This window comes from Nostoc sp. NMS4, from assembly GCF_017115095.1.
In the GTDB taxonomy this organism is placed as follows: domain Bacteria; phylum Cyanobacteriota; class Cyanobacteriia; order Cyanobacteriales; family Nostocaceae; genus Nostoc.
The window spans coordinates 1-20,135 of record NZ_JABXKI010000097.1 but is presented as its reverse complement, the minus strand read 5'-3'; the positions used below and the strand labels follow the sequence as shown (position 1 = coordinate 20,135).

General features: G+C 40.9%; 13 protein-coding genes and 1 pseudogene. 9 read left to right on the top strand and 5 right to left on the bottom strand.

The window, feature by feature from the left end; all coding sequences use genetic code 11:
• Positions 1-355 precede the first annotated feature (355 nt).
• Positions 356-1,702 (bottom strand): hypothetical protein, encoded by a 1,347-nt coding sequence (locus HWQ37_RS06935; protein WP_292745230.1) that lies wholly within the window; start codon positions 1,700-1,702, stop codon positions 356-358.
• Between the two features lie 394 nt (positions 1,703-2,096).
• Between HWQ37_RS06935 and HWQ37_RS06930 the strand changes: the two genes are divergently transcribed.
• Entirely contained in the window at positions 2,097-3,971 is a 1,875-nt protein-coding gene (locus tag HWQ37_RS06930; RefSeq protein WP_292745229.1) for a response regulator, read from the top strand.
• A gap of 91 nt (positions 3,972-4,062) precedes the next feature.
• Here the strand turns inward: HWQ37_RS06930 and HWQ37_RS06925 are convergent, their stop codons facing one another.
• Together HWQ37_RS06925 and HWQ37_RS06920 are read right to left on the bottom strand one after the other, a co-directional pair.
• Positions 4,063-5,661 (bottom strand): DUF4335 domain-containing protein, encoded by a 1,599-nt coding sequence (locus HWQ37_RS06925; RefSeq protein ID WP_292745228.1) that lies wholly within the window; start codon positions 5,659-5,661, stop codon positions 4,063-4,065.
• Between the two features lie 249 nt (positions 5,662-5,910).
• Positions 5,911-6,516, bottom strand: coding sequence for a DUF3038 domain-containing protein (locus HWQ37_RS06920; RefSeq protein ID WP_292745227.1), 606 nt, complete (start codon positions 6,514-6,516; stop codon positions 5,911-5,913).
• A 761-nt stretch (positions 6,517-7,277) separates the two neighbouring features.
• On the opposite strand from HWQ37_RS06920, the gene HWQ37_RS06915 reads away from it, so the two are divergent.
• Together HWQ37_RS06915 and HWQ37_RS06910 are read left to right on the top strand one after the other, a co-directional pair.
• Positions 7,278-8,219 (top strand): molybdate ABC transporter substrate-binding protein, encoded by a 942-nt coding sequence (locus tag HWQ37_RS06915; protein WP_292745226.1) that lies wholly within the window; start codon positions 7,278-7,280, stop codon positions 8,217-8,219.
• 64 nt (positions 8,220-8,283) lie between these two features.
• Positions 8,284-9,102, top strand: coding sequence for a PEP-CTERM sorting domain-containing protein (locus HWQ37_RS06910; protein ID WP_292745225.1), 819 nt, complete (start codon positions 8,284-8,286; stop codon positions 9,100-9,102).
• 287 nt (positions 9,103-9,389) lie between these two features.
• Here the strand turns inward: HWQ37_RS06910 and HWQ37_RS34815 are convergent.
• Positions 9,390-9,488: pseudogene (locus tag HWQ37_RS34815) on the bottom strand (IS5/IS1182 family transposase); the annotation flags it as partial.
• A gap of 38 nt (positions 9,489-9,526) precedes the next feature.
• Between HWQ37_RS34815 and HWQ37_RS06905 the strand changes: the two are divergent.
• Positions 9,527-11,179, top strand: coding sequence for a mechanosensitive ion channel family protein (locus HWQ37_RS06905; protein WP_292745224.1), 1,653 nt, complete (start codon positions 9,527-9,529; stop codon positions 11,177-11,179).
• Positions 11,180-11,590: 411 nt separating this feature from the next.
• Here the strand turns inward: HWQ37_RS06905 and HWQ37_RS06900 are convergent, their stop codons facing one another.
• Positions 11,591-12,532, bottom strand: a complete 942-nt coding sequence (locus HWQ37_RS06900; protein ID WP_292745222.1) for an N-acetylmuramoyl-L-alanine amidase — start codon at positions 12,530-12,532, stop codon at positions 11,591-11,593.
• A gap of 585 nt (positions 12,533-13,117) precedes the next feature.
• Here HWQ37_RS06900 and HWQ37_RS06895 point away from each other — a divergent pair.
• From HWQ37_RS06895 to HWQ37_RS06875, 5 genes are all read left to right on the top strand, one after another.
• Positions 13,118-14,272, top strand: a complete 1,155-nt coding sequence (locus HWQ37_RS06895; protein WP_292745220.1) for an L-histidine N(alpha)-methyltransferase — start codon at positions 13,118-13,120, stop codon at positions 14,270-14,272.
• A 14-nt stretch (positions 14,273-14,286) separates the two neighbouring features.
• Complete coding sequence (locus HWQ37_RS06890) at positions 14,287-14,910, top strand: hypothetical protein (RefSeq protein ID WP_292745218.1); 624 nt, start codon at positions 14,287-14,289, stop codon at positions 14,908-14,910.
• Between the two features lie 84 nt (positions 14,911-14,994).
• Complete coding sequence (gene bchH, locus HWQ37_RS06885) at positions 14,995-18,732, top strand: magnesium chelatase subunit H (RefSeq protein ID WP_292745216.1); 3,738 nt, start codon at positions 14,995-14,997, stop codon at positions 18,730-18,732.
• Positions 18,733-18,747: 15 nt separating this feature from the next.
• Complete coding sequence (locus tag HWQ37_RS06880; protein ID WP_292745214.1) at positions 18,748-18,951, top strand: type II toxin-antitoxin system HicB family antitoxin; 204 nt, start codon at positions 18,748-18,750, stop codon at positions 18,949-18,951.
• A 474-nt stretch (positions 18,952-19,425) separates the two neighbouring features.
• Complete coding sequence (locus tag HWQ37_RS06875) at positions 19,426-19,866, top strand: hypothetical protein (RefSeq protein WP_292745212.1); 441 nt, start codon at positions 19,426-19,428, stop codon at positions 19,864-19,866.
• Positions 19,867-20,135: the final 269 nt, after the last annotated feature.

Below are 20,135 nucleotides of genomic sequence, written 5' to 3'. Positions count from 1 at the left end.
GGTGCATCAAGATGTTGTGTTCTGCTTGGAACACGATCATGAAGTTGAAGGTTCCGCTTAAGCTATCCGCTAACAGAATGAATTATTTACTCTGGGTGTTAGCCCTGAAAAGATAGTGGGTGGAGTTTTTGGGCATGGGGATAAGGGAGTGAGGGAGATGAGGGAGCAATCAATTCAAAATTCAAAATGACGCGACGCTCCTGCGTCGCTAACGCTGCGCTAACAAAATTCAAAATTAAAGAACTTCTGCCCAATGCCCAATGCCCAAAATCGGCGGGCGGCTATCCCTCTCCACACACAAGGAGATGGAGTTTCCCGCCCACTTTCAATAAATTTTTGACATCCGGTTAATGCATTACTTCTTGACTAAGAAATATGCTGTAGCATGGTCTGGTAATTGGCTGATATTCTGCCCAAATTCTTGTTTATTCTTAAAAATACCTGCCAAAAAATCGAGCTGATAAAGATTGGGTAAAAAGGCTCCGCCTGTATCGGCGATAACTCCCATTTGCAGATGTTTGCGACCGCCTTGAGTATGCTCAATTACAATCACTTTACCTAAACCAATATTCAAAATATCTCCAGCAAAAGTGACTCCGGGTTTGATAGAAATTTTTGCATCTATTTTGTACCCATAGCCTTTAATGGCATCAACTTCTCTAAAATACCAATAACGCTTTTGTGCTGTTGCCTTTAATCCGCGAATATAAGCCATTCCATTGTTTCTATCTACATTAAAAAATGCCTTATAGCCATCTGTAAAATTAATCAGGATTGTTCCTTCCATAATTGCTTCTTCTAAGCCATTTCTGGTTAGATAAGCAAGAGTGGTAACTTTTCCAAATTCTCTACCACCTGGTTCATAAATACCAGACAAAACATCTTGCTTTGTGTATCGAGTGTAGAACTTATCGTTATTAGAATTATCTTTTAGACTATAAATTGGTATATTAAAAGTAGAAGTTTTCTTGCGGGAGCCAGGATGAGTAAATACAGCATATTTGGTAATTCGTAATTGTTTTTCCTGTTTACTTTTGGGGTTGTAGGCAGACCATTTAATGACTCGAAAATTGGCATTGATAAATTTAGAGTCTTGTAAACGAGTCGCCCGATTATTAGCAATATCCTCCTTTAAAACAGCAATCATGAAATCCAAAGTTTTGAGAACATCGGTTACAGTAACACCTTGAGTAGCAAGCACTCCTGTACGCATAATATCTGGATCTTCTGAAGCATAATCTTGGAAATATTTTCTAGTATTAACGAGAACAGCTAATAAATCTCCTTGATTGAAGTTAATTTTACTACTTGGTAGTTTTCCTGGAGTGACAACTTGGCTGCCATTAATGCTAAATTTATATTTTTTGAACTCATCTACAACTTGATAGGGTGCAGATGCTGCTAATAGATTATGCTGAGATGAAAAAACGTTTTGCTTACCTAGAATTTCATCAGGTATTTGTTGAGTGAAAAAGGGATTTTGAAACCTTGAGCTAATTGGAGCGGCAACTTTATTGGAAGTAAAGGAAATCTGTGATTGAAGTGGGACAAAATTTTCTTGCTGATTATTAAAAGAGCTATCTTGTGGGGCTAGCTGCTTATTTTTTGACTGAGTATATATATGGCTACTGGCTAAACTGACAAGTAACAAACCAGCACAAGCTACTGTAAGGCGGAGTTTTTGGGTCAATAAGATATTCATAACTTGGAAACTAAATTCTTATTGTCTCTTACTATAGGACTAGTATTTGATTTTTTAAATATACTTAGCCCGGATTTCTCACAAAGCCGAAAAAAATATCTCAGGCGGTAAAATTTCAATTAATTTGTTGTAAAGTTTGGAGCAATATCTTAAAATTATACAGAGGTTTAACCACGTTTGGGGCTTTAATTACCCTGGCTCTATAGGCAGAACGTTTTATGACGGAGATTTAGACCCCTACACAAAACGTAATTACGTTAGCGTAGCGGTAGCGAGTATTCGTTCGCTTTTAGCGTCTCGTAGAGAGCGTCGCGTCATTACGAATTACGAATTATAGATGGTTTACCCCCTGCGATCGCGAAGGTGTCATAAGCATCTTCTTTAGATACAACTTATGAAAATTTTGTTGGTAGAGGATGACGTATTACTGAGTAGCGCACTCTTCGAGTTGTTGAGTGCAAATCGTTATACTATCGACATCGCCAGCAATGGACAAGCTGGATTAGAACTAGCGATATCGGCTGAATATGAGTTGATTTTGCTGGACTGGCTAATTCCGAAACTGGATGGTATTAGCTTGTGTCGGCAACTGCGATCGCAAGGCTACCGTAAATCTATTCTGTTATTAACAGGGAAAAATTCTAATGCAGATATTATAGCAGGGTTAGATGCTGGAGCAGATGATTATGTGATCAAGCCATTCGACCCAGAAGCATTACTAGCAAGAATTCGCTCTTTATTACGACGCAATGAGGCAATCTCATCATCCCCGTTAACCTGGGGAAATCTCTATTTAGATCCAAGTGCCGGTAGAGTAACTTTTAATGAGCAGGAAATTTCCCTCACAGCAACAGAATACAAACTGCTGGAATTGTTTTTGCAAAACCCAGATCGGATTTTTAGTCGCGCAGTGATTCTAGACCGGGTTTGGGGATTTGGTGATGCACCGACTGAAAATGCAGTGACGACTCATATTAAAGACTTGCGAAAAAAACTCAAAACAGCAGGTATCGCAGAAGAAATTCTAGAAACGGTATATGGTATGGGTTATCGCATCAAACCAGCGCCTAATCGCTCCATCTCTGTTATTGAAAAGAATCTAGATGGAAAGAAAAAACCCGTTCCCAAAGATATGAGTTCTGTAAATCGGGTGCTGGAACGATTTCGTAATTCCTTTGTTGGACAGGTTGCAATATTGGATCGAGCAAAAACTGCACTCTTAGCCGGGAATTTAAATGAAGAGTTGCATCAGCAGTCATTGCGCGAAGCCCATAAGCTAGCAGGTTCGATGGGGTCGTTTGGTTATCCAGAGGGTTCCCGCCTAGCACGGAAAATAGAACATTTGCTGCTTCAAGATTCTTCGCTATCTCCCGCTCAAATCTCTGATTTCTCGCAACTGGTAACAACATTACAGCAAGAGTTAACCAAGCCGGCTGTGACTTCCACCGCTCAAAGCGTCCCGATGAAGCAAACTTATCGTCTGTTAGTCATCGATGATGATGCGACGCTGACGGAGAAGTTGCAAGTAGAAGCCGAATCATGGGGAATCAGGATGAAGGTTGCACCAAACTTAGCAACAGCCCGATCGCTTTTTTCTTTAAAAACTCCTGACGCTGTTTTACTAGATTTGAGTTTTCCGACCACAGAGGAAGATGGATTAATATTATTGAGCGAGATAGTACAGCGATCGCCAAATATCCCAGTGATTGTTTTTACAGGACGAGATACCCTGGCAGACAGACTGGCAGTATCGCGTTTAGGAGCTAGACAATTTTTGCATAAACCGGCGACAACTGAGGAAATTTTTCAGGCGATCGCTCGTGTCTTACCTCAACCTCAAACTTCCGAAGCCAAGGTTTTAATTGTAGACGATGACCCTGTAATGCTGGCTGGATTATCGGCGTTACTAACTCCTTGGGGGCTGGAAGTAATAACTCTCTCCCAATCACAGCAATTTTGGAAGGTGCTGATTGCAACATCTCCAGACTTGGTAGTACTAGATTTAGAAATGCCGATAGTAACTGGATTAGAGTTGTGTCAGGTCGTGCGCCAGGATGCCCAGTGGGGAGATTTACCTATCTTAGTAGTTACAGCCCATACCGAAGCAGAATTCCTTCAGCAAGCTTTTGCTGCCGGAGCCGATGATTTTATCAGCAAGCCAGTGCTAGGGCCAGAACTTGTTACACGAGTATTAAGCCGCATTCAAAGAACGCGCTGGCGCTCTCAGTTAGGGAGAAGTAAAATGCGATCGGAAATTATCAGCGATTGACGCTCTGTTACCACCTGACTCCTGAATTCTGTTTTGATAAAAACTGGCACAAGATTTGTACCAGTTTTACAAGTGGCATTAAACGGATTAGTTATTCATCTGGAAAAGTCTGTACTTTGCCATCAGGACTGAGAACAACTCGAATTCTGACATTTTGTCCGCGTTTATTGGCGGAAACAAAAGGTTTGCCAACTTCAGGCATCCCAGCATTATCAACGAATTCTCTTGCTGCCTTATTTAGGGGAAAAATTCGTTCAATTGTGCCGTCAACACTGACTATTAAACTGTACTCTAATGTTTCTCCCAGTCCAGTCGGTGGTTGCCAACGCTTTGCTAGATATTCTCTAGCTTCTGCTACTTGAGGTGTGTCAAATAATGTGCCAGTAGCCACTTCTGTGGATGTGGGCGGTTTGCGTTCGTCCCCTAATTGATCGATAAAGGGATTATTCTCCGCAGTCCTAGAGGAGGGAAGTTGTGAAGTCGGTTTTGCTCCAGGAGAAGGTTGCTGTAAGGAACGGATTCTTTCCTCTAGCTGTTGTGGGGTTAGTGTAGAAGGTTGGGTTGGGGTATTGACACGATTATTATTGGGTATGGTGTCAAGAGATGGAGGGAGGACTGGTGAGATATTAGTTGGTAAGCTACTGGTGTTTGAAGATAGTCTGGGTGGCAAATTCCGCAGTTGAGGGATAGCGCTAGCTTGGGGACTTGACCCAGTTGTATTTTGTCCCAGATTAGGTAATATGGCAATTTCCTGTCCGGGGATTTTGCTGGATGGTGCGCTGGCTCGATTACTAGGAAGGGTTGCAGTCGTCCTCTGAGGTATTGTCAATGTATTTAGAGGTGGCGGTGCAGAGAAACTAGAACTAGGAACTGTTAGAGGTGCTTGGGGCAAAGTGGATGTGGAAAGTGGAGGGGTGGAACCTAGCAAATTATCTGCTGGAGGGGTTAGCCCAGGTTCAGGTGTGGGAAAGTTTAGTGATGAAGGTTCTAGAGCAGTCTTTACAGCTGCTGAATCCGATTTTTCGGCTGTCTGCTGTTGCTTTGCTCTAATGTTGTTAGCATATTGCCAAGTAACTGGTAAAAAACCCACACTTAATACTAATACTGCGGCAATAGGTGCCCAAGTAGGGAACCTCAGAGTCGAACTCGTGTTGTTGAGAGTTGGCAGTGCCATAACATCAGTCGAGTATTCATCTAAAGCACTTGCCAAATCAAATAGTTGCAGCAGACTGAGTTTAATTACTGGGCCGGATGAGTGATTGGCAAGAGAACCGAGAAATAGGTTGTGAGTTAAATAGCTACTTGGTTCTAAGTAGATATTTGCCCCAGGAATCTGGGTATTAAAGGCATTTAATGTTTTTGTTGAGGACTTTAATTCCGGCTCACCCAATGCTGTGCTTGACTCTTGGGTACTGGAAAAACTGACCCAAAAGCTTTCTGGAGACTGTTGGAGGAATTGCTGTACGTAGCTTGTAACAGCATCACATAAAGCTTCGAGTTGCTCGCGATCGCCCCGAATGGGAACTCTATGTTCTTCTGGTAGTCGGGGATCGTCAAAACGTAGTTCAAAGCTCAGATGTTTGAGGACGGTTTTCCCCATCCAACGGGACAAAGGTGAGCTTTGGGCGAATACTTCTAGCGTGCAAGTCGGCGGTGTGTAGCAACGAATAACAGAATTTGATAGAGGCATGACAGGAACTGCGAAGAAGACTATTTGGGATTTTGCAAAAAATTGAGCCAGTTGCTTGCAAACAAAAGTTGAAACGGCGGATTCTTGCAGTTATAAATTTGTCAAGTTCCTTCCGTTGTGCAAACTGGCGTGCAAGGAGGAAGCATTGCTGATAGTGCATCGCCCAAGAGCTAACGACCATCAAAAGAGTTTCCTGACCTAGCAAACTTTTCAAAACGAATTTTGGTTGAGGAATTTCAAATCTAAAATTTAAAATTTTGTTGAACGGTCTATAAGTGCTAGCCAAAGACGGCGATGCCCACCAGGAGGGCTGTAAAAAAGTAAATCTACAAGCAGTTTTAGGGCCAGGTTGGTTAGTAAATCCGTTGAGATTTGCTCGTCCTCTTCCATTCGCTCTTGGTAAGTGTTGCAAAAAGCATCAATATAGTCTCCAAGTAAAGCAGCCTGGTGAGGTTCCCGGTTATTTTCTGCCATTTGTTCCAACAGACCGACAGCGCGGCGAATCAATTCCTGGTGCTGTTTGGCTAGGTAGCAGATGATCAGAACAAGCGATCGCGCTTCTTCGACATCTAGCTTTTTTCGCCCTCCTTGACCTTTGCGTAGAGGATTTGATTGGCGTAGTCGCCATAAAGCTACGCGGTCTGGCACTCTTGACTCTAAATTCAGATCGGTTGCCGCCGAAAGCATAGCCTCTGAACCAATCCCAGTTAAGGTTTCTAGCGCCAACAGCACCAAGTCTAATTGGGTTTTGATATTGTCCCATTGGACTGTGTTTGGGGCTGGAAGCTTGATTAAATCCTCCCACTGGGAATTTGGAGTGGCTGAGTTGGTGGCCGAGTGCATAACTTTTAGCATAGGTGATCGAGCTGATAGGGGATGTTGCTGTTACCCATTTTGAAACCAGACTCTTAAGAATCAAGCTTGGTTTCCCATAGCTACGAGCCAGAGGCTTCAGCTAGCTTTTTTCTGTGTGGTAAACAGTAGGTATCTTTGTCTTACTCTAGATGAAAATTTATGTTCGACAAAGTAAAAAATTATCAATTCTAATTAAGGTTTACCCGACTTTCGCTGTTAGCTCCGTATCAGAAGGCAGGAGGCAGGAGGCAGAGGGCAGGAGGAACTTTTTCGTCGGAGATTCAGTAGCGATCGCTAAGTAATTATGTAGAATACCTCCTAATTTGTTTACAGTTTTAAATTTTGAAATTTCTTGATATTTATTGCTTGGTCTTAATTTATACATAATTACTATACAAATCTTTTGCCTGTTTGCTAAAGGCACTTTTTGCTGCCGGACATTATCTCAACCTAGTTTCACTTGTGTGCAGCCTGTTATTTCAGTATATGCTGAACAACATCAGGACAATTGACGACTCCATGAATAAAACTGATGACAAACTTAAAAATTTCATAAAGTCAGCATTTGAAGATGTTGGGCGATTGATTTATTCCAACTTAGTTGGTACTATAACTCTATCCGCAAATCACGCACATATCAGGACTCATTTATAAAGTTTATGGGCAGAGGTAATAGTTTAGATATTTACCAAAACCCACACTGAAGCATGGGTTACAGATAATTCACTCAGTAGAAATAGCAACGCAATAATATAACAACTATGAAAAAGCATTTTTTTGCCTTTTCACTGATAGCTTGTGCTGTCGGTGTCATTCTGCCAACTCAGGCATTCGCAGTTAAGCTATATGGTGCTGGTAGTTTGCGGGATAGCCTCACAGAAGTAGCTGAATCTTTTAACGAAAAATATGGGATTACAGTAGAAACGCGATTTGGCCCCTCTGGTTTAACACGAGAATTTATAGAACAAGAATTCTCCAAAACTGGGAAATCCGCAGATGTTTTTGCCAGTGCAGATATTGATAACCCTCAGACATTATTTAAAGAAGGTTTAAGCGAACCTGTAGTGAACTTCACCAGCAATCGTATGACTGCTGTTGTTAGATCGGGACTTGGTATCACATCAGATAATTTGTTGGACTTTTTGCTAAAACCCGAAATCAAATTGGCAACTTCTACGCCTGTCGCAGATCCATCTGGTGACTATGCATGGGAAATATTTGATAAAGCCAATCAGATTAAATCTAATAATTCTCAAATTCTGAAAAATAAAGCTTTACAGTTAGTAGGTGGTAATCCTAATGCTCCTATAGTTCCTAATGGTAAAAATAATTTAGTTTACTTTCTAGAAGAAACAAAACAGGCAGATATATTTTTAGCTTATTACACCAGTGGCAAGACTGCTCAAGCAACAGAAGGTGGTGAAAATTTGCAAATAGTAGAGTTACCCAACTATTTAGCAACGAAAGCTAATTATGGACTGACTACGCTAAAAAATGCCGATCCTGATGGTGAAAAATTAGCTGAATATATACTGTCACCAGAAGGGCAAGAAATTTTAGCTAAATATGGATTTAGCGCATCTTCTACTTCTGTTCCCGAACATCAGGGAGCAGGTGGAATTTTGCTGGCGGTAGGTGTAGGTTTTATCCTGAATAAAAAATTACTTCAAAAGCAATTAATAAAATTAGACCAGGATAGGTAGAAAACTTACTAAAGTTATCTGGTTCTAAATCAATTTGATAGTACATTTACCAAGGAAGTAAAATATGAATAAGCTCAAGACATTTTCTTTTAAGTATCAAAAAATAGCAACGGCGGGTATAGCTCTGATGGCAGTAATTTCATCAAGTATTCTGCTTGCTAGCCCTACCCGTGCAGCGACCCTTGGTCAAAATCTTATTGTTAATGGGGATGCAGAACAAGGACGAGGAGATCCCATTGGTAATGCTGTTGGAACTGATATCCCCTTCATCCCTGGTTGGATTCCAACTAATAGTTTTAGTGTGCTGCAATATGGAGCAACAGGTTTTAAATTTACTAACCCTTTGGGTAATATAGTCGCTGTTAGTGGACTTCCTGATATTAATAGTTCAGGGCCAAGTGTACGTGGAAAAAATCTATTTTTTGGTGGTGCTAATAGAAGTTCCTCAAGTGCTTCTCAACTAATTGATATAGCTAACCTCACCTCCATAATTGATGCTGGTCAAGGAGCATACGATTTGAGCGCCTGGTTAGGTGGCTACAACACTGATTTAGATAATGTGAAATTGAGTCTTAATTTCCTCAATCAAGATGGTCAATCTTTAAACACAGCATTCATTACTTCGCCGACTCCAGAGGAAAGAAATAACACTACAGGTTTATTATTCCAATCTACAAAGGGTTTTGTTCCCGTTGGTGCAAGACAAATTAATGTTGCTTTGGATATGAACTATGTTCGCGGGCGCGTGAATGATGGCTATGCCGATAATCTATCGTTAGTAATCACCAAGGTTCCAGAACCATCTATTTCAGGTTTATTGCTAGTTAGTTCTTCATGTCTCATGGTATGTAAATTACGTAGAAATCGCCAACATTTGCTATAGATTTCATCAATAGACCTGTTGCAAAAGTCGCTCAGGCAAATTTGGATTGGGGGAGATGAAGCTCGTAATTGTAAAGAGCAGCAATCAGAGGGCAGAAGGCAGAAGGTTTGCAATAAGCGTGTGCAACTCTTAGAGACGCTGCGCGAACAGACCTACACGCTCTTACAAGACACCTGTGGCAGAGATTTTGGGTGTGGGACTTCAACCCTTACGGACTTCGGTCTCTTGTGGGCAGGAATCAGAATTCCATAAAAGCCAACTGAGCCTCCAGCGCTGAAGCCTTTCTTGTTAAACCTCAAACCAAATCTTTTTCGGCGATTTCTATAAGTAAGGGATAAAATTTTAAATACTTTCAGGTTCCGATACTCTCCTAACATATTCTGACTACGGCTATATTTGAAATTGCAATATTTTAAATAGGCACATGAATTATACCGAGATCGCCCAAGCCGCAGAATCTGTATCAAAAGCTTCTGTAGTACTACCTCCGACTTTTCCAACGGGCGCGCAAATTAGCTCTTTCTTTTATGTATTCGGCGTATCTATAGTTATTGTATTTGTACTATATATATTACTGTTTTATCTACTGCGATCGTTTCTTCGCCGCACAGAAAAAGATACAGCCCTGTTTATCCTTGGGATCTTACAAATCCCTGCGATCGCTATTTTTATCCTTGCGAGTCTAAAACTCTCTCTGACTCAATTAGGATCGAGGGGAATTATTAATTTGATCGATCGCGGACTCACGGCTTTCCTAATTCTTGCTTTCACTTACGGCATAACTTTATTGTTTACAGAAGCAGCAGCCTATTACTTAAAAGACTATGCCCGAAAAACTGAGGCTGTCTGGGATGATGTATTAATTCCAATTCTACAAAATTTTATCCCAGTCATCACTTACCTAATTGGAATATCTCTGTTTTTCAGCACTATTGGGGTTGATTTAACAGGAATTGGGTTAGCGATAGGTAGTATCACTGTCGTGTTGGGATTGGCAGTAAAAGATATTTTAAGTGATTTTTTCAGTGGGTTGGTTTTGTTAGTTGATACACCATTTAGATTTGGAGATGTTATCTCTATGCCAGATGGTTCAATTGCAATTATCAAACACATTGGTATCCGGGTGACAAAACTATATCTGATTAACGAGCATTGCGAGGTGTATACACCAAATACGACTTTAGGAGGTCAAAATATAGTCAATCTCAGTCGTCCTACAACTCACTATGCTTATACCATTCAAGTGTCAGTTAGAGTTGATGCTGATGCAGTGGTAGCAACAAAGATTTTACAACAAATTATCCTCGGTCATCCAGACACATTAGGCGATCTTGATGAAAAACTTCAATATTTAGATAGTTTTGCTGCATTGAGAGAAGCCGAGGACGATAAACTCTCAAAAAAAGAAGCGGGACGGCTACGTTTATTAGTTGAAAAAGATGTGAACGCGCAACTAAAAAAAATTGAGCAAGCATTTGAAGGTTTTGTTAGAGAAGTCAAGAAGCTAGAAAAGGGTGGATTGAATTTAGAAGAACTGAAGTTTATCCAGAAAAACTATCTAGAAATATTGAACATGGTAGGATTGGTAGTGATCACAGAACGTAAGGGTAAACGTGTGCGATCGCACCTTGAAGAACAAGAGCAGACCGAGAAACAAACTCTAATTAGCTTGATTCGCCAATGGTATCAAATTTGGTTGAAAGATCCTGATTTAGTAATTGAAGACCAACATCTTTTACCAGATGAATGGGAGCAAAAAATCGACCTTCTGAAAATAAAACTAAATAAATTATTTCAAAAAGTTACAAATCCTGGAGTAGATGAAAGCAGATTAGATGACTATTCCTTAAAATTTGTCGAATGGCTGCATGATAGCTTTAAAGAGTCTAATACTGCCTGGAAAGAGCCACAAGTTCAGCTAACTGATATCCAAGGCTCTGGTATGCAATTTTCGGTGCGTTTCTATGTTGATAATATTCAGTTAGAACACTGGCGACGTGGAAACCGCGTCCAAAATGAAATACGTCGAGAGATGGTACGGCGGTTAAGACAAGCTTATATCTACACACTAGGATGATCGGTTTCAGGTATCAAAAAAATATCAATTCATGGAAAAAGGCAGAAGGATCTTTACTATGGGTAGAATAGTAGGTTGGGTGGAGGCTTTGCGTAACCCAACATCCTGATATATGTTGGGTTACGCTCCGCTTCACCCAACCTACAATTTTTTTGCAACTCAAACATCTGGAAAAACTCAAAGAAGCAGAAAAATCAATACTACTCGGTTAAGAAAATTTGTAGTAGCACGTCAAACTTAAAACATTGGGTTCAAAAAATCTAGAAAGTCGCAACCAAAACTATTTTATTGAAGCAGAATACATCTTGATTCTGACTCCTGTTAGCGATAGCGGGGCGTTTAGCCCATTCTGACTCCTGAATTCTTCTTCAAGATTACTCAACCCAACAAATTAAGCTTGACGTGCTACTACTAACCAATTAACTTTTGCCAGCTAGCAGGCCCAACAATTCCATCGGCATCTAAATCATTTTGCTTTTGGAAGTTCTTAACTATAACCTCCGTTTGCGGGCCGTAGACACCATCACTATCAACACCTAAACGGTATTGCAAATATCTGACAACTGCGCCACCGGCATGATTTGGTCTGATAATTCGTTTTGCCAAAATTAGATTTATGGCATTCCATGTAGTCGCATCAGCAATTCCTGTCGGTTGAACTCCGACAATAGTCTGAAATTTTTCTACAGCAGATTTGGTGCTAGCCCCCGTGAAGCCATCTTCTGCTAATGCGTTACCATTTTTGTCGGTTATTTTTAGTCTATTTAAGGCTTTTTGTAGTCTGAGAATAGTTGTATCTATGTTCTCTTCTTCATCTGGTACAGGGTTAATAGGAGTACTTGGCACTTTACCAGTTAAGCCTTTAACAATCGCATTAGCCATTGCTTCTGGATTAAAAAGATTCATATCTTTTTGGGAATCGATGAAGCAACCTTCTACCAGAATTGCGGGCATATCTGTATTTTTGAGAACATACAAATGGGAACCACTTTTAACACCGCGATTAAAAAATCCTAACTTGGTGATTTCATCTAATACAGGTTTAGCGATTTTTCTCCCTGTGTCGCTAGTTGCAAATACTTCTGTGCCATTAGCTTGTCCGTTAAAACAGTTGAAATGAATCGAGACGTAAATATCTACTTTACTTGAATTAGCTGTAGCACATCTTTTCGAGAGGGAGTCACGTACTGTACTAGCACTACTGGGTTTACATACTACCACTTCATTTCCTAATGCTCTTAACTTGGCTATAACTCTATTACCTACATCTAGGGTTAAATTATCCTCAAACTTAATTCCTCTAGCTCCTGTGTCTGGTGGACAATTATGCCCGCTATCAATTCCGAATTTCATGATTTCATCCTCATTTTACTTGTTTTTACACTAGTTCAAAACTCTTCTAATTATAGAGACAAAGTTTGGATAATACTTTTTTTTAGTACTTTTTAGCAATATCTGCACCTATTTTAGGCATGATTACACTGTTAGAGCAAATAAGTTTTTGTACAAAGCTGAATAGTAAGTTTTGTTTGGTAACATCTACCAATCTAAAGGTATGTTGTAACCAAAAACACAACCATTATAATTTATCAATATCGAGAATAACCAGTTAATTTTTGCAATAAATTGAAATGCCGCAATTGCCTCCATTGTTTAGATAATAACCCTTGGGAAAAGTCGAAAGCCATGACGATGTACCTAGTTAGATGCTCAAATCCCGAAACCGAAGATACACCCTGATGTGAACGTGGGGCGATCAGGTAGTGAACCCTTTACAGGTTCTACCCTTGGCTTCCTGTTAACCCTGAGCAGCTTAACACATAATGCTTTACAGTATTAACGAATACGCGATCGCCCTTGGCGTTGGCGGAGCCATCGCTTCTAGCACCTGCGGTAGGTAGATTAATCAGATAAACTACTTAAGAAAAAAGGCTCAACATGGGATCTTTAAATTTTGTGAAGCTACTGGAGAATTCCATCAATGAACCCGGTTTAGGGTGGACTCTCTGCTTTATAGGGGAAGATCAATCTAACAAACTTGCAGAACTTACGCAGGAATTGAGAGGGGAATTTTCCGCGACAGGCGATGGAAAAGAGATTTTATCTGGTTTTTCCTATTGGGGAATAGGCCCAACGATCGCTTGGGATCATGCCTGTAATGATCGATTCTATCTCGTGATGAAAGAAAGCATAGAATCTTTTAGATATCGATGGCATCAAGTTCATGCTAATCATATCAAAGATCAGAAATATCATTATGTAAGTTTAGGTGTCGGTACAGGCGAAAAAGACCAACACATTTTAAGTTTATTGTTCAACGCAAATCCCGATCTCCTCTATTTTCCAGTTGATATGAGTTCGGAGATGTTAAGACTAGGTGTACAACGGGCAACTCGAGGCTCACAATTGCAAGGTAGCCATGTGCTGCCAATTCAAATTGACTTCTCTATTGAGAGAAATGTTGATGAGTTACGGAAATTACTAGATAAAGTTGTCAATGATACTCCTGTGGTATTTTCGCTCCTGGGAAATACCTTAGCTAATTTTCAACAAGACGCAGAACTGCTGCAAACTCTTTCTAAACTAATGCGACGTGAAGATAGGCTACTTATAGAAGTAGCAACCACTGAAGAATTAAGCGAAGAAGCAGCACAAAAGGCAGCAAAAGAATACGCAAAAACTAGGTCATTTAAAGAGTTTGTTACCAGCGCCTTGTTGCAAAATACTGATTTACATATTGACTTGAATAGTGTATATTGCGACGGTTCTGTAGAGACTGATAGAGGAATTTTGATCAAGATTATCTATCGTAACCTAACTGGAAACAAAATTGAAGTGGTGTTACCTGACCGATCAGTGATGAATTTTGAAGACCAAGATACGATTCGTTTACTTCTGACTCGGAAATATACTTCTAATGGCATAGATAAAACCATATCAGACAGTAATCTGTTGCTTGTTGATCGGCTACACACGTTATTAGAACCACGTTTGAAGAATGGATTTGGCATGGATTTAATCTTACTTGCCCCTGACTCTTCAGGAATTAACAATAATTTTTCTGTAGCTAATGATATATGGTCTAAACGGTAAGATGTGATATTAGTATGAAAAACCTAGTGACCTTTATCACGTTTTTTCCTCTACTTCTGGGATTTATTCTAGCCGCCGTCTGGTGGACTCAGGCAGGAACTTTTGAACCGCTACTAACAGGTTTGGGATTATTAGCAACAATTACCGGGATTTTTGGCGAACGATGGGCATCAGCTAACGAGAAGAGGATAGAATTTCTGCGTGCCTTACTGAATGAGTGCAGATCAAATGAGGTAATTTTATCTGATAGCCGCTTTAACCCAAACTCACATAAGCCAGGACGACCAATAGTTTTTCCGCGATTAATTATATCAGTGACAGAAACAGCGATGTCTACGACGGGCTACGCCTACGCATCTGATGTCTTTGTAGAACGTCAAGATAGAGAGTTGTTTTCGCTTTTACATCAATGGCGGCATACTGCCAATGAGTTTAACCGGAGATTAGATATTACCGAGTTGCGTACATTCACAAACCTGTCACCACAAGAAATCCGTTCACTATATGAAGCGCTACAGGAATTGAAAGAGTTTAATGATGCACTTAATTTGACTCAACACATCACAACTTTTTTGAAATCAAAATATCCAAAAGGCGGTGGTAATAGTGAAGTTCTAATTCCTTCAAGGAACTACTGACCAGAATCAGTGGGTAGATATTTAACAATCAACCTGTGAGCCAGTTTAAAATTTAAGTAAAGAAATATTTCGTAGCTTACAGGCATGAAACGCATCGTCTTGGTTGCTGGGTTTGAATCGTTCAACGCTGACTTGTATAGAAAAGCGGCTTTTTTGGCTAACTCTCGCTGTCCTGAGTTGGATATTCGGGTATTTAGCGATCGCGATCTTACCAATAAACGTACCGAGGTAGAAGCAGCACTTGATCACGCCGATGTATTTTTTGGTAGCCTCCTATTTGATTATGACCAGGTTGTGTGGTTGCGCGATCGCATTTCTAAAATTCCCATCCGTCTGGTGTTTGAGTCAGCCTTGGAATTGATGAGTTTAACCAAGCTGGGTGACTTTGCTATTGGCGACAAGCCCAAAGGAATGCCCAAACCAGTTAAATTCATCCTCGACAAATTTAGCAATGGACGAGAAGAAGATAAACTCGCTGGTTACATCAGTTTCTTAAAAATTGGCCCCAAACTACTGAAATATGTGCCAGTGCAAAAAGTCCAAGACTTACGCAACTGGTTAATTATCTATGGTTACTGGAATGCTGGCGGTTCAGAAAACGTCGCTTCATTATTCTGGACACTAGCAGAAAAATACTTGGGTTTAAAAGTCGGGGACATTCCCGCCCTAGTCGAAACCCCCAACATCGGATTACTCCATCCCGATTATTCAGGTTTTTTTGAATCACCAAAAGCCTACCTGGAATGGTATCAGAAGATCCCCCCTAGCCCCCCTTATAAAGGGGGGAATATTAGCCCCCCTTTTCAAGGGGGGTTGGGGGGATCTAAAGCTACAAAACCTGTTGTCGGAATTCTCCTCTACCGAAAACACGTCATCACCAAACAACCCTACATTCCCCAACTAATTCGCAGTTTTGAAAAAGCCGGCTTAACTCCTTTACCAATTTTCATCAACGGCGTAGAAGGACACGTGGCGGTGCGAGATTGGATGACAACCGACTATGAAATTCAGCAACGACAACTAGGTAATATCGAAACTCCCTCACTATCAAGTGAAGCAGTTAAAGTCGATGCGATCGTTTCGACAATTGGCTTTCCTCTCGTGGGTGGTCCGGCTGGTTCGATGGAAGCTGGCCGCCAGGTGGAAGTAGCAAAGCGCATCCTCACTGCCAAGAATGTACCTTATATTGTGGCTGCACCACTATTAATTCAAGATATTTCCTCGTGGACGCGCCAAGGTGTCGGCGGATTGCAAAGTGTGGTGTTGTATGCCTTACCAGAATTGGATGGGGCTATTGATACTATTCCCCTCGGTGGATTGGTGGGCGAAAATATTTATCTGGTTCCTGAACGGGTGCAGCGATTAATTGGTAGGGTAAAAAGTTGGGTGGCTTTACGGCAAAAACCTGCTTCGGAACGCAAAATTGCGATTATTTTATATGGGTTCCCTCCCGGTTATGGTGCTGTGGGGACGGCTGCATTATTAAATGTACCGCGTAGTTTGTTGAAGTTTCTCCACGCACTTAAAGAACAAGCTTATACCGTGGGAGATTTACCAGAGGATGGCGAAGATTTGATTCGCTGGGTAAAAGAAGCGGATGAATCTTTTGATGATTCAAAAAATATCCCGGCATCTGTTAATGCCCGTACTCTAGAAAAATGGTTGGGATATCTGCAAACATCTCGCATCGAAAAACAATGGAAATCTCTGACGGGAACTGGGATTAAAACTTATGGTGATGAATTCCAAATTGGTGGTGTGCAATTAGGCAATGTCTGGATTGGTGTACAACCACCTTTGGGAATACAAGGCGACCCGATGCGCTTAATGTTTGAACGAGATTTAACGCCTCATCCCCAATATGCTGCTTATTATAAATGGTTACAAAATGAGTTTGAAGCGGATGCTTTGGTTCATTTTGGGATGCATGGAACTGTGGAATGGTTGCCTGGTTCTCCGTTGGGTAATACAGGTTATTCTTGGTCGGATATTCTGTTAGGAAATTTGCCTAATCTATATATATATGCAGCGAATAATCCTTCTGAGTCGATGTTGGCGAAACGTCGCGGTTATGGTGTGTTGATTTCTCATAATGTACCCCCTTATGGGCGGGCAGGTTTGTATAAGGAGTTGGTGGCGTTACGGGATTTGATTTCGGAGTATCGGGAAGATCCACAAAAGAATTATGTTTTGAAGGAAGGGATTTGTAAAAAAATTGTGGATTCTGGGTTGGATGCTGATTGTCCGTTTGTTGAGGCGAAGAGGTTGGGGATTGCGTTTAGTCCTGAAAATGTGCGGATGTTTAGTGGTCATGCTTTTGATGTTTATTTGGTGGAGTTGTATGGATATTTGCAGGTTTTAGAAAATCGGTTGTTTTCTTCTGGGTTGCATGTTTTGGGGGAAAAGCCGAATGAGGAGGAGTTGGGATCTTATTTGGAGGCTTATTTTGGGGGGGAAGAAGAAGAAAACGAACCGCAAAGGCGCAAAGAACGCAAAGAAGAAAGAGAGGAGGAGGAAAGGGTAATTAGGGATTTGTTGATGCAATCTACGGATGAGTTGACGAATTTGTTGAGGGGGTTAAATGGGGAGTATATTCCCCCTGCGCCTGGGGGGGATTTGTTAAGGGATGGGGCTGGTGTGTTACCTACGGGGAGAAATATTCATGCTTTAGATCCTTATCGGATGCCTTCACCTGCTGCATACCAACGGGGACGGGAAATTGGCCAAAAAATTATCGCCCAACATTTGGATGAATATGGGAAATATCCTGAAACTGTGGCGGTGATGCTTTGGGGGTTGGATGCTATTAAGACTAAGGGTGAATCTTTGGGAATTCTTTTGGAGTTGGTGGGGGCTGAACCTGTTAAGGAAGGTACTGGTAGGGTTGTTCGTTATGAATTAAAGCCGTTGGCTGAGGTTGGACATCCCCGCATTGATATATTGGGTAATTTGTCTGGGATTTTTCGGGATAGTTTTGTGAATATTATCGAATTGTTGGATGATTTGTTTCAACGGGCGGCTGATGTTGATGAACCGGATGATCAAAATTTTATTAGGAAACATTCTTTGGCTTTAAAAGCCCAAGGTGTGGAAAATGCATCGGCGAGATTGTTTTCTAATCCGGCGGGTGATTTTGGTTCTTTGGTAAACGATCGCGTGGTTGATGGTAATTGGGAATCTGGTGAGGAGTTGGGCAATACTTGGCAAAGTCGCAATGTATTCAGCTATGGCAGAGAAGATAAAGGTCAAGCTAGACCGGAAGTTTTGAATACTTTGTTAAAAACTAGCGATCGCATTGTTCAAGAAATCGATTCGGTTGAATATGGTTTGACTGATATTCAAGAATATTACGCTAATACTGGCGGTTTGAAAAGGGCGGCTGAAAAACAAGGCGGTAAGAAGGTGACAACCAGCTTTGTGGAAAGTTTCTCGAAGGATACTACACCCCGCAATTTAGATGATTTGCTCAGGATGGAGTACCGTACCAAGTTGGTGAATCCTAAATGGGCGCAAGCAATGGCAAATCAAGGTTCTGGTGGTGCTTTTGAAATTTCCCAACGGATGACGGCGTTGATTGGTTGGGGTGGTACTGCCGATTTTACTGATGATTGGGTTTATGACCAAGCGGCTGATACTTATGCGTTGGATGCAGAGATGGCGGAGAAGTTACGCAAGGCAAATCCTGAAGCTTTCCGCAATATTTTAGGCAGAATGTTAGAAGCGCATGGGCGGGGTTTTTGGGAAGCTGATAGTGATAAATTGGATAAATTACGCCAGTTGTATGAGTTGACAGATGAGGAGTTGGAAGGTGTGGCGGTTTAGAAATAGGGATAAATTATGAAGCATCCAACAATGGAAAATTCTTTCACTGCTGTATATGAAAAGATAGATGACTGGTATATCGGCTACGCTCAAGAGTTACCTGGTGCAAATGTCCAGGAGAGAACTCTGGAAGAAGCTAGAGAAAGTCTACGGGAAGCGATAGAGTTGATTCTAATATCAAATCGGGAACTCGCAGAGCAGCAACTCTCCGGTTTCTAAGATTTAGAATGCATCCATTTAGCTGTGCCACGCCACTACAAATACTTAGATTTTTTACGCTTGAGGCTGTAAAAATTTAAACCTTTGCAGCTAATATTACTTCATGTATAAGAAAGGCTTAAGTTTTTCTTGCAAATGTATAAGCCGTTGCAACAAACGCTTAATACTTTGCAACAAATGCTATGCCATATATAAGAAAGGCTTAAGTTTTTGTTGCAAATGTATAAGCCGTTGCAACAAACGCTTAATACTTTGCAACAAATGCTCTTCCATGTATAAGAAAGGCTTAAATCATTGCAGCAATTGTTGTAACAAACTTATGAATCTATTTAGTACCTAAAATAAAATATAGTCTAAGTGAAATTAACTAAACTTTTAGAGATACAATCGCAACTGATTTGCGATATTTCCCCATGACAATTAGAAACTATTTAGTATAAAACAGTACTACTAACCTAGTAGCAGAGATGCATTATGGCACGTCGTAAAAGAAATTCCAGCGTTTTAGAACGAGCCAATCGCCGGATTGAAAGTTTACAATCTATCAGTGTAGAACTTGACTTTGGCCAAGGATTGACTATACAAGCTTACACCATGACAATTAACGATCTCCAGTCTAAGCTTGCTGCCTACAACACTACATTATCTACCATTGACAAACTCACAGATGACCTGAATAATGCAGAAAAGGCTGTAATAGCGATGTCAGAAAAAATGTTACTAGGAGTTGGCAGCCGTTACGGTAAAAACAGCCAAGAATACGAGATGGCGGGTGGTGCTAGACGAGGTAATGCCAAGAAGAAGCAAAGCGTACTAGGCAATTCCAAGCCCACCAATTCTTTAGTAGCCGATTCTGTTAAGGTTTCTTCTGTCAATGGATCTATGAATGGGGTATCGGGTGCGATCGTGATTTGAGTAAAATCCAATAAGGTTTAGCCATACATTAAATTGACGCTTATGGGCACTGTCCATTAGTGTCAACAAAAGCCTAGAAATAGCTTATCTGTTAGCTTCCTCACCCGCCTGGGAATTAATTCCCAGGCTAACAGCTAAAGTCTACTAAAGTAGACTCAAGATTTTTGAGTATATTTAGTCATCTTCAGATGACTTTTGCTATTAGCAAGGAACTTTAGTTCCTTGCGGGATATCAATTTTACCTTTGTAGGACGGGCATCATAGAAAGA

What these genes read in the sequence shown, in the direction of transcription:
- HWQ37_RS06935 (WP_292745230.1), bottom strand. Translation starts at nt 1,702, where the DNA reads ATGAATATCTTATTGACCCAAAAACTCCGCCTTACAGTAGCTTGTGCT.
- HWQ37_RS06930 (WP_292745229.1), top strand. Translation starts at nt 2,097, where the DNA reads ATGAAAATTTTGTTGGTAGAGGATGACGTATTACTGAGTAGCGCACTC.
- HWQ37_RS06925 (WP_292745228.1), bottom strand. Translation starts at nt 5,661, where the DNA reads ATGCCTCTATCAAATTCTGTTATTCGTTGCTACACACCGCCGACTTGC.
- HWQ37_RS06920 (WP_292745227.1), bottom strand. Translation starts at nt 6,516, where the DNA reads ATGCTAAAAGTTATGCACTCGGCCACCAACTCAGCCACTCCAAATTCC.
- HWQ37_RS06915 (WP_292745226.1), top strand. Translation starts at nt 7,278, where the DNA reads ATGAAAAAGCATTTTTTTGCCTTTTCACTGATAGCTTGTGCTGTCGGT.
- HWQ37_RS06910 (WP_292745225.1), top strand. Translation starts at nt 8,284, where the DNA reads ATGAATAAGCTCAAGACATTTTCTTTTAAGTATCAAAAAATAGCAACG.
- HWQ37_RS06905 (WP_292745224.1), top strand. Translation starts at nt 9,527, where the DNA reads ATGAATTATACCGAGATCGCCCAAGCCGCAGAATCTGTATCAAAAGCT.
- HWQ37_RS06900 (WP_292745222.1), bottom strand. Translation starts at nt 12,532, where the DNA reads ATGAAATTCGGAATTGATAGCGGGCATAATTGTCCACCAGACACAGGA.
- HWQ37_RS06895 (WP_292745220.1), top strand. Translation starts at nt 13,118, where the DNA reads ATGGGATCTTTAAATTTTGTGAAGCTACTGGAGAATTCCATCAATGAA.
- HWQ37_RS06890 (WP_292745218.1), top strand. Translation starts at nt 14,287, where the DNA reads ATGAAAAACCTAGTGACCTTTATCACGTTTTTTCCTCTACTTCTGGGA.
- bchH (WP_292745216.1), top strand. Translation starts at nt 14,995, where the DNA reads ATGAAACGCATCGTCTTGGTTGCTGGGTTTGAATCGTTCAACGCTGAC.
- HWQ37_RS06880 (WP_292745214.1), top strand. Translation starts at nt 18,748, where the DNA reads ATGAAGCATCCAACAATGGAAAATTCTTTCACTGCTGTATATGAAAAG.
- HWQ37_RS06875 (WP_292745212.1), top strand. Translation starts at nt 19,426, where the DNA reads ATGGCACGTCGTAAAAGAAATTCCAGCGTTTTAGAACGAGCCAATCGC.